A 12,105-nucleotide genomic window follows, 5' to 3' on the forward strand; every position below is an offset into this window, starting at 1 on the left:
TGAAGGTGGATCGTCATGGAGATGTCGACGGAGGTCGTCGTGGTCGGCGCGGGTCTGGCCGGGCTGGTCGCGGCGAGGGAGCTGATCCGGCGCGGCCTGGACGTGCTGGTGCTCGAGGCGCGCGACCGCGTGGGCGGACGCCTGCTCAACGCGCGATTGCCGGGCGGCCTGCCCATCGAGGTCGGCGGCCAGTGGGTCGGCCCCGGCCAGAAGCGGGTGCTCGCGCTGATCCGCGAACTCGGCCTGAAAACCTTCCCGACCTTCGACGACGGGTTGCGCATCGCCGAACTCGGCACGGCGCGTTCGGAATACAGCGGCCGCATCCCGAGGCTGAATCCGGTGGCGCTGGCCGATATCGCGCAGACGCAATGGCGGCTGAATCGGATGGCACGCCGGATCTCCGCCGCGGAACCGTGGCTGGCCGCCGACGCCGAACGTCTGGACTCCCAGACCTTCGCGACCTGGCTGCGCCGGACCGCGCGCACCCGCGACGGGCGGGCCTTTCTCCGGTTGATCACCGAGGCGGTGTTCTCGGCGGGCCCGGAGGACCTGTCGGCCCTGTGGGCCGGTTTCTATATCGGCGCGGCGGGTGGGCTCGACGCGCTGATCGATACCAGGGGCGGGGCGCAGCAGGATCGCGTCGTGGGCGGATCGCAACGGATCGCCCTCACGCTGGCCGAGGAGCTCGGTGAACGGGTGATACTCGCGGCGCCGGTGGACGGGATCGACTGGGATGCCGGGGGTGTCCGGGTGCGGGCAGCGGGCATCGTCGTTCGCGCCCGCCGTGCGGTACTGGCGATCCCGCCGCCGTTGAGCGCTCGCATTCGCTACGCACCGGGCCTGCCCGGTGATCGTGATCAACTCCTCCAGCGCCTTCCGATGGGGCGGGTGATCAAGGTGAACGTCGTCTACGACGAACCGTTCTGGCGCCGTGACGGTTTCAGCGGCCAGGCCAACAGCGATACCAGGCCGGTCGGTACGGTTTTCGACAACACGCCGCTCGACGGTGCGCCGGGCGTACTCGTCGGGTTCCTCGAGGGCCGCCACGCCGATATCGGCGCCCGCCTCGGCCACGGTGGCAGGCGTGCGCGGGTACTGGCCGATCTCGTCGGCTACTTCGGTCCGAAGGCGGGCGACCCGATCGATTTCATCGAAAGAGATTGGGCAGAAGAGGAATTCAGTCGCGGGTGCTACGGCGCGTTCGCCACTCCGGGGACGCTGACCCGATTCGGCCCCGCGCTGCGCGCCCCGGTCGGGCCGTTGCACTGGGCGGGCACCGAAACCGCCACGCGTTGGGCCGGTTACATGGACGGGGCGGTCGAGTCCGGCCTGCGCGTGGCGCGCGAGATCGCCCCCGACCCGGGGGAATCACCCGCCTGACCGCCGCGGCGGCCCCGCGACGGCTCGCGCGCGGTCGTGCGTGCGGAAAGGGGTGGGGACAAGGGATTCGACCCGGCGGAAGTCGGGAACTCGGTTGATGCCATACTTCTGATCCCGAGCTGAACGTGAACGGTCGACGTTCGCGCGCTATTCTGCACACAGCGTTACGGAAAACACCGAAGGCAGTACCGAATACGACACGAGGGGGCTTGCTATGGCCGAGAAGGTGACTGTCACCCTGGTCGACGACTTCGACGGAACTTCGATCGCCGACGAAACCGTTCAATTCTCTCTGGACGGCGTGCATTACGAAATAGATCTGTCGACCGCGAACGCCACCGAACTACGCGAATTGCTCGGCCCCTGGGTCGAGAATGCGCGCAGGACCGGTGGTCGGACGAAACGTTCGCTCATCGCGAAGGTGCCGTCGGCATCGGACCGTGAGCGTAGCGCGGTCATCCGTGATTGGGCCCGACAGAACGGTCACCCCGTTTCCTCACGTGGTCGCGTGGCGTCCGGCGTGGTCGAGGCATACGAACGGGCGACCGCCTGAGTTCCGTAATGGGACACTTCACAACCTGGATTCACTCGTTTCGGGCTTTTGCTCGAGACAGGTCGGTCGACGCCGATGCGGAGCGTTGTCGCCACTAACGTCGGTGGCGAGTTCGGTGCGGGTGAAGGAGTGCGATGGACGTGGACGGAACGTGCGAGCCCAGATCGAGTCCGTCCGCGCCGCGCGGGTTCGCAGGTCAGGCGGGTGCGGAGTTCTTCGCGGCATTCCGCGACGGGCTCGATCGCGCGATCGCGATGCTCGACGACCTGGATGAATCGGGTGTCGTGCTGGCTCGGCTGGAATTGGCCGCGGCTCAGCGCGCGCGCGAAGGCGTCCCGATCGAGGCGGTGCGCAGTGCCGTCAGCGACAGCGTTCGAATGTGTTTCGGACTCATCGAGCCGACCGCGGCGCATTCTGTCGCGGGCATGAAAGTCGATGGTGTCCGCATGGTGGAAGTGTTGGATTTGTTGACCGCGGCTGTCGACCGCGCCTACGGAATGCGGCGCGGTGACGGTTCGTAGTGTCAGAGCACGCGATAGGTCCGGGCAACCAATGCGGACCGCAAGTACCACAAACCGGATGGTTGGGTGGGATCGACTCCGATCAGACTGCCGATTTTCTTCAGCCGGTAGTCGACGGTATTGGTATGCACGTGCATGACGCGCGCGGTGCGCTGGCGATTCAGATTATTTCCGATGTGCAGGCGCAGCGTCTCGAGCAGTTCGGGATGGTGGTCGAGCGGGTCGAGCAGCGCGCCGAGATATTCACGACCGGGCCCCGGCCTGGTGAGCTGGTATTCCAGCGCCATATCGTCGAAGCGGTACAACCCGTTCTCACATCCCAATCGCTGCACCATATCGAGCAATTCGTGGGCCTGGTCGGCGGCTTCCGGAATCCGCTGGACCGCCGTGTCGACCACGGCGACCGTGATCGGCACTCGCGCGGCCTCGGACAGTTCGCCGACGAGCGCTGCGAGCTGTTCGTGGGAGAGCGCGGTGCGCGGGATCAGCACGGTCCCGCCGTCGACGCTGAGCAGCGACAGCGGCCGGTCCCGGCACGCGGTCGCCAGTCGCGCTTGCACGCGCCGCAGCTTGCGCCGTGCCACCACCTTCGCGTCCAGCCTCGGATCGTGCTCGTCGGGGTGGGCGGGAATCGACAGTGCCAGTACCGAATACGATTCCGCGATCTCGATGCCGCATTCCCTGGCCATGGTCGATGTGCTGTGACCGCCGAGCAGTGCGGAGGTCAGGGTGTGTACCGCGGTGTGGTGTTCGCTGACCACCGACCGCAGTTCGCGCACGTAGGCGACCGAGATGGCGGTGGTCATCGTGTCGAGGATTTCGAGGACGAGTTTCGTCCCGTCGACGAGATCGCCGAAATCGGTGGTCGTGGCTTTTCCGACCACGAGGTCGAGACCGAGTTTGAACCCCTCGTGGACCGCGTGGAGGATGGTGTCGATCGGTACGCCCTCGCGTGCCCATCCGGCTGCGGCGTGTTCGAGCTGCTCGGTCTTCTCCGGGATGTCGTCGCCGTCGAGCATGTCGACGGCCAATTGCAGACAGACGCGCGTGATGGTGGTGACGTCACCGTCGATCGCCTCGCCGGGCAACGTTCCGCACGGTGCCACGTTGGCGACGAAGTGGCCGACCATGCGTCGCGAGAGCGCCCGAACATCCTGCAGGGGGGCCGACATGGGCTCTCCGGCGAGGGTGAGACCACTGCGACTCACGTTGTCGATGGCCATGGTGACTCCTTATACCGCTTCCGACACGCGATTCGGGGTGCGGACGCACACCCTGTCCACGCGGTCATGGGCTCACACCCTACCGCTCGCGTCGAGCGCCGGTGGCGCTGTGGGGGATCGGGTCGCAAGGGCGCTTCGCATCGTTCTGGAACGGGAAAATGTTTCACATATTGGACATTCGATTATGAGATCTTGATCACTGAGGTGAGTGGTTGTTCGGGCGGTGATCGCGTGGTTCGCCGGATGTGGAAATCGCGTTCTCCCACGTCGGCGAACTTCTGGCGTCCCGGTGCCGCGCGATCGCCCGGCTGGCTCGTCACCGGCGGACGGAGGCAGCGGGTTCGCCGTCGAAGCGGGCAGCCCTGTGGGTCCGCCGATTGGTTTATCGTCGGCGTCGGTCCTGGCCGTAACGCGCACAATGGTTGGTGCGTGGACGATGTCGGCCGGGTTGCCGGTTTGTCCGAACAGCAGTCGTCATCGGGGACGGCTCACACACGTACCGAGGTCGACCTTGCGCCACATTCCCTGCCCGAAGCGTGACGGATCCGGTGAATCCGGGAACCGCCCGGCGCTGCCCCGCCGGGTATCGGTGATGACGCAGCCGCCGGTGCGGCTCGAGGTGCCCGACGATCTGGTGGTTCGTGCGGCGAACGCGTTCACGGTGTGGGCGATCACCGACGACTACGACTGGGACAACCTCGACGCGCTGTTCTCGGGGGATGCCACCGGCGCCGATCGCAGGCGTGGAATACGCGGCGTCGGTTGATATTCGGCGAATCGTGACCGGGTCGCTCACCGGTTTACCATTCGCCGATGACTCCCACCACGTCGCTGACGGACTATCGCGTCATCACGGCCGAGGAAGCAGAACAGCGTTTCTCGGTCTCGGCACACATCCAGCACCCGTTCCAGGATTTCGATGACGAACAGGAGATCCGCCTCTACCAGAGCGGGCTGCGTGTCGAGGGGTCGATCAGGCCGGAGTCGGATGGCGACTGGGTGCCCTACAACGTCATCGTCGCCGGTGATCTGACGGTCACCGGCGATATCGACTGGTGGGATCACGACAGCGGCAACTTCCTGCTCGTCACCGGGAACGCGCGGGCCCGCAACATGATCCTCTTCGGCTGTCCCGACGTCGCGGTGCGAGGCGATCTGACCCTGACGGGTGGAATCCACGGAAGCTACGGCGACAACGGCGGTGTGCTCGCCGTAAAAGGCCGTGTCCGAGCCGAATTCGTCATCAGCACCTCCTATTTCCACATGTCCTTCTCCGGTCAGCCCGAGGCGCTGTTGGTCGCCGACCCGTATCGCGTCAACTGTCCGGTCGACTTCGAGGAAGACGAACTGCTCGACATCGCCCTGCCGGAAGTGAGGGGAAAGGGCGGCACGCCCGAAGAGCGCCTGATCCACGCCGCGATGCGGGCCGGTCGTCCCGTACTGCCCGCGGGGCTGCGGCCGAGTCATCTGGCGGTGCTGGACGAACTGCGGGAATCGCTGCCGCGGGCGCGGGAGGTGACCGAACTCGACCTGTCCGGCCGGAAGTTGCGTGAACTGCCCGTCGAGCTGCTGGAGTACTCGAACCTTCGGGTGCTGTCCCTCGCGGGCAACGACAGCCTCGGCGCCGCCGCCACTACCGTCGAACGCCTCGGTGCGCTGGCGGCGCTGGCGAACCTGGAGGAATTGAATCTGGCATCGACGGGGCTGACCGGTCTGCCCGACGCCATCGGCGACCTGCGCGCCCTGCGGGTGCTCGACATCTCCGGCAACGCCTTCGAATCGCTGCCCGAGCAGATCGGCGAGTTGTCGACGCTGGAAGTGCTACGGGCGGCGCGGCTTTCGTGCCCGGTTCCCGAAGGGCTCGGAAGGCTGACCGGATTGCGTGAACTGGATCTGTCGTCGCTACAGCCCGGGGACTATCAGAGCCGGGTCGAATTCCCGATGGCCGTCACCTGGCTGACCGGCCTGCACAGGCTCGACCTCTCGCACGTATGGCTGACCACGGTGCCCGACGAACTGCTCGCCCTGACCGAACTGGAGGAACTCGACCTGGGCGGCTCGCTCTCGGCGATCCTGCCGGGTCTGCCGCGCCTGGACCGGCTACCGCGCCTGAAGGTGCTCCGGCTCAACGGCAGCACCCCGTGGTCGTTCCAGCCCGAACCGCCCCGCGAACTGCTCGACGACATCTGGTCGATCACCACCTTGGAACACCTGGCGATCGACCGCTGGGGCGAGAAGTCCGCGGCCGGCCGGGTGCGGCGTCCCGGGCTCACCGAACTGCCCGACGACGCGTTCGCCCGGATGCCGGGCCTGCGCAGGCTGGACCTGGCGTTCAACGACCTGACGACGCTGCCCGAGTCGTTCTTCGGACTGCGTCATCTGGAATCGGTGGACCTGCGCTACGTCGAACTCGACGAGGCGACACTCGATCGGTTCCGCGCGGACTTTCCCGACCTGCACGCGCGACTGGGGGACGGGTAGGACCGCGCCGCCCGCACCGCCGCCTTGGGAATCGGGATCTCGAAACCATCGAATATGCCTATCTACTAGTGGTAATCTGATTACCAGTGAGTGCGAGCGTCGGCTCCACCGACGACGGGAAGGGGCGGGTCGCATTGGCCGAAGGCCACGATGTCGTCATGGAGTCGGCCCTCGGGCAGGGGGAGTACCGCATTCGCGAGACCGTCGTCGAACTGCTCGAGGTCCAGGGTTACGACGCGATCCAGGTGCGCGAGGTCGCCCGGCACGCGCGGGTATCGCTGACCAAGATCTACAAGCTGTACGGCACCCGCGACGAACTCATCCTCGCGGCGCTGGACTGGTGGATGGCGCGCAACTGTTACGCCGGACTGGCCGAGTACTCCGCCGTTTCCGGCGAATCGCTGCACACCGCGCTCATGCGGGTACTGCGACCGATCTTCGAACCGTGGGAGCGTCATCCCGGATTGCTGGTCGCCTACTTTCGGGCCCGCGCCTCGGCGAGTGGGGAAACCTTGATGAGTCACGGCATCGAGGCCGTCTTCCCCGCCGCGATGGCCGCCCTGGAAGACGTCGACCTCGGATTCATCCGCGATCTCGACGCGATACTCACCAGCCTCGTGTACGGGCTCATGGGCCGTTTCGCGGCCGGAGAGATCGCGGTCACCGATATCGTCCCGGCGATCGACCGCACCATGTTCTGGCTCACCGCCGGCTACGACACCGTCCGCGCGCGACCATGACCGCGTCCTTTCCGCCACAGCCACAGCCACAGCCCGCATCGACGTCACGAGAAAGCCCGACAGCATGACCGAAACACACGCACAGCCCTCGACCGTGGTGACCGACCCGGCGCCGGTGTACTGGGATCCCTTCGACCGCGACATCGCGGGCGACCCCTATCCCGTCTATGCCCGGTTACGCGCGGAAGCCCCGCTGTACTACAACGAGAAGCACGACTTCTACGCGCTGAGCCGCTACGAGGACATCGATCGCGCGTTGCTGGACTGGAAGACCTTCTCCTCCTCGCGTGGTCCGATCCTGGAAATCATCAAGGCGGGCATCGAGATTCCGCCCGGCACGCTGCTGATGGAGGATCCGCCCGCCCACGACATCCACCGGGCGTTGCTGCGCAGTGTGTTCACCCCGCGCCGGGTGCTGTCGCTGGAACCGCAGATCCGCGAGATGTGTACGCGCTCACTGGACCGGCTCGCCGGACTCGATCACTTCGACCTCATGACCGAATTCGCGAACGAGGTGCCGATGCGCGTGATCGGGATGCTGCTGGGGATTCCGGAGGAGGATCAGCAGGCGGTCCGCGATCGCGCCGACGAGAACCTGCGCACCGAACCCGGCCAGCAGATGCAGGTGTCGGACAAGGCGATTCCGCACGCGGATCACTTCGCGCAGTACATCGACTGGCGCGCCGAACATCCCTCCGACGATCTGATGACAGAACTGCTGCGCGCCGAATTCGTCGACACCGAGGGCGTGACGCGCACGCTGACCAAACAGGAGATCCTCACCTACGTCTCGGTCGTCGCCGGTGCGGGTAACGAGACGACGGCCAGGTTGCTCGGCTGGCTTGGTTCGCTGCTGGCCCGCCACCCCGACCAGCGTGCCGAACTCGTCGCTGACCCGCGACTGATCCCGAACGCGATCGACGAGGCCCTGCGCTTCGAACCGACCGGGCACGCGATCGCCCGCTACGTCACCACCGACGTCGAGCTCTACGGCACCACCGTGCCCGCGGGCAGCGCGATGATGTTGCTGATCGCCTCGTCGAACCGCGACGCGGACCGCTGGTCGGACCCCGACCGGTTCGACATCCATCGCAAGATGAACAACCTGCGCACCTTCGGTTTCGGCACCCATTTCTGCCTCGGCGCGGCCTTGGCCCGGCTGGAAGCCAAAGTGGCGCTGGAGGAATTCCTCGCCCGCTTCCCGAGCTGGGATGTCGACTGGGACCGGATCGCGCTGTCGTCGACCTCGACGGTGCGCGGCTGGGAAACCCTGCCGATCACCGTCGGCTGAGCGGTACCGCCCAACCCCGTAGCCGTTGCGGCCCCAACGGCTACGGGGTTGGGCGGCCGACAGCTCACCGAAGTCCCTGCCGCGAGGGCCATCGTGCCCTTACCTCCCCGATGTCCACGGTGCGACCGTGAGACGACATCGAACAGAGGACGGCGACATGGAACACGGAATGCCCGACCACGCGACCATCGAGGCGGCCATCGCGCTCGCCGTGCGGGCGCCGTCGGTGCACAACACACAACCCTGGCGGTGGGGCATCGGTGACCGCTCGGTCCATCTGTGGCTCGACCCGACCCGGGCACTGCCCGCCACCGACCCGGATCAGCGCGAGATGCTGCTGAGTTGTGGTGCGGCCCTGCATCATTTCGCGATCGCCTCGGCCGCCTCGGGATGGTCGGCGGTGGTGCGCCGCCTGCCGAATCCGGCCGACCCGAACCATCTGGCGGCCGTCGAGTTGGTACCGCATCGGGCGACGCCGCACGATATCGCCCTGTGCTCGGCGATCACGACGCGCCGCACAGACCGGCGGCACTACGCCCCGGAACCGATCCCGCCCGGATACCTCGGACTGCTGGTCGAACGCGCGAACAAACTCGGGGCGACCCTGCGCCCGGTCGCCGATCTCGAGCGCGAGCGCCTGCTCGACACCGCCCGGGCGGCCGTCGCCGAGCACGAGCAGGATCCGGACTACCTGTACGAGTTGACGATCTGGAGCGGCAGGCACAGCAGTCCGGACGGTGTGCCCGCCCGCAACGCTCCGATACCGCGCTCGCAAGACGACCTGCCCGCCCGGCACTTCGCCGGCGCGCGGCTCCACGATCCGGCGTCCGAACCGGATGCCTCCCAGCTGTTGGTACTCGCCACGGCCGGTGACGATCGGGTGTCCCGGCTACGTGCAGGAGAGGCGTTGAGCGCGGTTCTGCTGACAGCGACCAATATCGGCCTGGCGAGCTGCACGCTCACCGAACCGCTGGAAATCCCGCGATCGCGGGATCTGGTGCGCACAGGAGTACTCGGCGGATCGGGCGACCCCCAGGCGATCCTGCGGGTCGGCTGGGCGCCCTCGGGTGCACCGCCGCTCCCGCAGACACCGCGCCGGGCACCGACCGAGGTGCTGGCTCCGTTCGAGACGGTCAGGTGACCGCCCGGCCCGCCGATTCAGGGCAGCGGTACCGACCAGTGCGGAGTCGATGGTGATCTCGACCGGTTGACGGTCGGTGCTCCTCCCGCCGCAGACCGCGGCGGCGGCGACCGATTCGGTTACCTCGTCGTGCGGGATACCCGCGGGACGGCGCGGCCGAGCGGTCCGGTTTGCGACATCCGCCCGGCGGTGTCGCGGCCCGGGGGGATTCATCGGGTGCAACGAGGTCGCGCGCCGGTTTCGGGGACCTTGGACCCTGTTGCCGGCAGGCCGCACGTGGTGGCGTGGGTCGGTCTCATCTCACTAGCAGGAAGCGGGGTTGTCGTCGGTGGAACTGTCCGAAACGCGGTCGATCGGGACGGTATGTCGTGTGAGTTGAGCACCCGCGGCGATGTCGGGGATCGGGAGGCCGAGCGCACGGTGCGATCGGTCGATCGGGTGCTGCGATATCACCGTATCGAGGCGAGCGCCCGGGTGCGGCTCACCGTCGCGCCGGGCGCGGAGGTTCCGGTGCTGGCCCAGGTGAACACCCGATTCGCCGAACATCCGATTCGCGTTCAGGTCGACGGTCCCCCGGGGTTCATCGCCCCGTTCGTCGCCGAGCGACTGGATCGACAGATCGCGCGGATGTCCACCGGCGAGACGCCACGTCTCTGGCCCGATCCGGCGCGCCCGACACTGGCGTCGGTGACCGGACCGCGACCGATCACCCGCCGCAAATTCTGCGAGCTACGCAGGGGCGGCCTCACGGCTGCCGTCGGTGTGCTGGACGCGATGGACTACGACGCACACCTCTACATCGACGGCGAGACCGGCGAGGACGCCACCGTCTACCGCGCGGGGCCGATCGGCGTGCACCTGGCCCGACAGTTTCGCGTCGATCCGCCACGGACTCCGAACGCGCTGCCGCTGACCATGAATCCGGATCCCGCCCCCGTGCTCACCGATTCCGAGGCCGCGGAGCGGTTGTGCCGCGACGGTCTGCCCTTCGTCTTCTTCACCGACCCGGGCGACGCGAGGGGCAGGCTGCTGTACCGGCGCTACGACGGCGATCTGACGCTGGTCGCTCCCGCGCCGGCGGGCCGGGTCGCCGGATCCGACGGCGCGGCGGGGGAGTAGCTCACCGCCGGACGGTGAGGAATTCGGCGAGCGGCCTGCGCGGCGTGGGTGCGATCGCCTCCCCGCCGTCCGGGGCGGTGCCGACCCTGACGACGACCTGCGGAACACCGGATTTCGGCAGTAGCCCGGCCAATGTTCCTCGGCCGGAGGGTAATTCGGTGATATGGGTGAGCGCGCAGGTGGCGAATCCGGCCGCGGTGCACTCGAGCAACAGCACCGACAGCGCCTCGCCGGTGTGCAGCCATTCGGCGGTCGAATCGGCGGCGGTACTGAGGACGAGCAACCGGGCGTGGTCATCGAGATCACCGCGTCGCGCGGAGGGCGACCCGGGCGGGAAGCTCCGTCCGACGTCGACCCGGGCGGATTCCGCGGCCGAGGCGAGCGCGTCCGAGGGGACGCCTTCCGGCGTACTGGAATGGCCTGACCACCAGTGTAATTCGGTCTGGTACTCCATATCGTATCGACGCAGCGCCGTGGCCTGATCCGAGGCGGCGGCGACGCGGGGACGCGCGGATTCGTCGAGGACGTCGAGTTCGAGATCGTGGGGGTGCACGAGCATGCGCGCCGCGTGCAGCAGTTCGGACAGACCCTCCGGCGCTCGCAGCGGTAGACGGTCGGTCCGGCGGCGTTCGATGACACCGGCGCGCTCGGTGACCCCGTCCGGCGGGTCGGGCCACCGGCGGAAGGTGATGGTCGCGAGCAGATCGGGACGTACCGGATCGGGCAGCCGCACCGTGTCGGTGTGCCAGCCCTCGGCGGCCAGCGCCGTGCGCGCGTGGTGCAGCATCGCGCCACAGCTGATCACCTGCTGTCTACCGCGCGGATCCGTCGTCGTCAGCTGCCGGTCGGTATCGCGATACAGATGCAGCCGTGTGCCGTCGTACACCCACCGCCACGGCTGGGTGTTGTGGACCGACGGAGCTCGGCTCGCGAGTCTCAACGCCGCCGACACCGTCGAATGGTCCGGCACGGACGGTGTCGATTCGTCCGGCGTAGACAGAACTGAGGTATCTCTGCTGTCGGTCATACCGTCGAGTGTCGTCCCACGGGTGCGCTACCGATATGGGACTTCTTCCCGAATCCGGGGGTCGATGGTCATCGCGACCGTCAGGCGTCGCGGCTGTCGTAGGCCTCGCGGTTGGCGAGCACGTCGTCCATGTGCGCCTCGGCCCAGACCTTGATACCGCGGACGACGTGGTGCAGGGAGAGTCCGAGATCGGTGAGTTCGTAGGTGACCGTGACGGGCACCGTCGGTGTGACGGTGCGGGTGAGCAGGCCGTCGCGTTCGAGGGCGCGCAACGTCTGGGTGAGCATCTTCTGGCTGACGCCGGCGAGGCGGGCTCCCAATTCCGAATAACGCATGACCCTCGGCTCACCGGCACAGGTCGAGTCCGGATGCGGACCGTCGCTGCCCAGCGCCGCTAGCACGAGAGCGACCCATTTGTCGGAGATCCGGTCCAGGAGTTGACGGCTCGGGCAACGCGCCAGGAAGGCGTCGTAATCCATTTTCGCCTCGGCTCGCTGCTGGGCCACGGTCTTGGTCGGCATCGGTCCTCCTTGTCACCGCGCGGTGGCTTACGCACTTCGGAGTGCGTACTTCCCATTGGAGAGTTACCCATCCATCGTGGAGTAGTACGACCGAAATGTCCACAGGAG

The 12,105-nt window shown here is 67.4% G+C and carries 12 protein-coding genes; 9 read left to right on the forward strand and 3 right to left on the reverse strand.

Translation table 11 applies throughout. The annotated features are described in order from the left end of the window. Nucleotides 1-15 precede the first annotated feature (15 nt). From DAT37_RS17040 to DAT37_RS17050, 3 genes are all read left to right on the forward strand, one after another. Nucleotides 16-1,380, forward strand: a complete 1,365-nt coding sequence (locus DAT37_RS17040; protein WP_109525756.1) for a flavin monoamine oxidase family protein — start codon at nt 16-18, stop codon at nt 1,378-1,380. Between the two features lie 214 nt (nt 1,381-1,594). Further along, nucleotides 1,595-1,933 (forward strand): histone-like nucleoid-structuring protein Lsr2, encoded by a 339-nt coding sequence (locus DAT37_RS17045; RefSeq protein ID WP_109525757.1) that lies wholly within the window; start codon nt 1,595-1,597, stop codon nt 1,931-1,933. Nucleotides 1,934-2,067: 134 nt separating this feature from the next. Then, entirely contained in the window at nt 2,068-2,454 is a 387-nt protein-coding gene (locus DAT37_RS17050) for a hypothetical protein (RefSeq protein WP_109525758.1), read from the forward strand. A gap of 2 nt (nt 2,455-2,456) precedes the next feature. On the opposite strand, the gene DAT37_RS17055 is transcribed toward DAT37_RS17050, so the two are convergent. Continuing rightward, nucleotides 2,457-3,677: a PucR family transcriptional regulator gene (locus DAT37_RS17055; protein ID WP_109525759.1), complete on the reverse strand. Its 1,221-nt coding sequence runs from the start codon at nt 3,675-3,677 to the stop codon at nt 2,457-2,459. A gap of 592 nt (nt 3,678-4,269) precedes the next feature. Between DAT37_RS17055 and DAT37_RS44145 the strand changes: the two genes are divergently transcribed. The 6 genes from DAT37_RS44145 (at nt 4,270) to DAT37_RS17080 (ending at nt 10,449) form a co-directional block, all read left to right on the forward strand. Beyond that, complete coding sequence (locus DAT37_RS44145) at nt 4,270-4,443, forward strand: hypothetical protein (protein ID WP_157978517.1); 174 nt, start codon at nt 4,270-4,272, stop codon at nt 4,441-4,443. A 47-nt stretch (nt 4,444-4,490) separates the two neighbouring features. Beyond that, on the forward strand, nt 4,491-6,158 hold the full coding sequence (locus DAT37_RS17060; protein ID WP_109525760.1) for a leucine-rich repeat domain-containing protein: 1,668 nt from the start codon (nt 4,491-4,493) through the stop codon (nt 6,156-6,158). An 86-nt stretch (nt 6,159-6,244) separates the two neighbouring features. Then, complete coding sequence (locus DAT37_RS17065) at nt 6,245-6,898, forward strand: TetR family transcriptional regulator (RefSeq protein WP_408637413.1); 654 nt, start codon at nt 6,245-6,247, stop codon at nt 6,896-6,898. Between the two features lie 64 nt (nt 6,899-6,962). After that, nucleotides 6,963-8,189: a cytochrome P450 gene (locus tag DAT37_RS17070; protein WP_198654306.1), complete on the forward strand. Its 1,227-nt coding sequence runs from the start codon at nt 6,963-6,965 to the stop codon at nt 8,187-8,189. Between the two features lie 157 nt (nt 8,190-8,346). Continuing rightward, entirely contained in the window at nt 8,347-9,330 is a 984-nt protein-coding gene (locus DAT37_RS17075) for an Acg family FMN-binding oxidoreductase (RefSeq protein ID WP_109525761.1), read from the forward strand. Between the two features lie 375 nt (nt 9,331-9,705). Continuing rightward, on the forward strand, nt 9,706-10,449 hold the full coding sequence (locus DAT37_RS17080; protein WP_232839809.1) for a hypothetical protein: 744 nt from the start codon (nt 9,706-9,708) through the stop codon (nt 10,447-10,449). Between the two features lies 1 nt (nt 10,450). On the opposite strand, the gene DAT37_RS17085 is transcribed toward DAT37_RS17080, so the two are convergent. Both DAT37_RS17085 and DAT37_RS17090 read right to left on the reverse strand, forming a co-directional pair. Then, nucleotides 10,451-11,476, reverse strand: coding sequence for an Acg family FMN-binding oxidoreductase (locus tag DAT37_RS17085; protein WP_109525763.1), 1,026 nt, complete (start codon nt 11,474-11,476; stop codon nt 10,451-10,453). 80 nt (nt 11,477-11,556) lie between these two features. Then, on the reverse strand, nt 11,557-11,997 hold the full coding sequence (locus tag DAT37_RS17090; RefSeq protein ID WP_109525764.1) for a winged helix-turn-helix transcriptional regulator: 441 nt from the start codon (nt 11,995-11,997) through the stop codon (nt 11,557-11,559). Nucleotides 11,998-12,105: the final 108 nt, after the last annotated feature.

Origin of the sequence: Nocardia aurea, from assembly GCF_003123685.1 — a bacterium.
Classification (GTDB): Bacteria; Actinomycetota; Actinomycetes; order Mycobacteriales; family Mycobacteriaceae; genus Nocardia; species Nocardia aurea.

Bases quoted from the DNA above. Each gene is read 5' to 3' on its own strand.
- DAT37_RS17070 (WP_198654306.1), top strand. From the start codon at position 6,963: ATGACCGAAACACACGCACAGCCCTCGACCGTGGTGACCGACCCGGCG.
- DAT37_RS17060 (WP_109525760.1), top strand. From the start codon at position 4,491: ATGACTCCCACCACGTCGCTGACGGACTATCGCGTCATCACGGCCGAG.
- DAT37_RS17090 (WP_109525764.1), bottom strand. From the start codon at position 11,997: ATGCCGACCAAGACCGTGGCCCAGCAGCGAGCCGAGGCGAAAATGGAT.
- DAT37_RS17075 (WP_109525761.1), top strand. From the start codon at position 8,347: ATGGAACACGGAATGCCCGACCACGCGACCATCGAGGCGGCCATCGCG.
- DAT37_RS44145 (WP_157978517.1), top strand. From the start codon at position 4,270: ATGACGCAGCCGCCGGTGCGGCTCGAGGTGCCCGACGATCTGGTGGTT.
- DAT37_RS17045 (WP_109525757.1), top strand. From the start codon at position 1,595: ATGGCCGAGAAGGTGACTGTCACCCTGGTCGACGACTTCGACGGAACT.
- DAT37_RS17055 (WP_109525759.1), bottom strand. From the start codon at position 3,677: ATGGCCATCGACAACGTGAGTCGCAGTGGTCTCACCCTCGCCGGAGAG.
- DAT37_RS17050 (WP_109525758.1), top strand. From the start codon at position 2,068: ATGGACGTGGACGGAACGTGCGAGCCCAGATCGAGTCCGTCCGCGCCG.
- DAT37_RS17085 (WP_109525763.1), bottom strand. From the start codon at position 11,476: ATGACCGACAGCAGAGATACCTCAGTTCTGTCTACGCCGGACGAATCG.
- DAT37_RS17040 (WP_109525756.1), top strand. From the start codon at position 16: ATGGAGATGTCGACGGAGGTCGTCGTGGTCGGCGCGGGTCTGGCCGGG.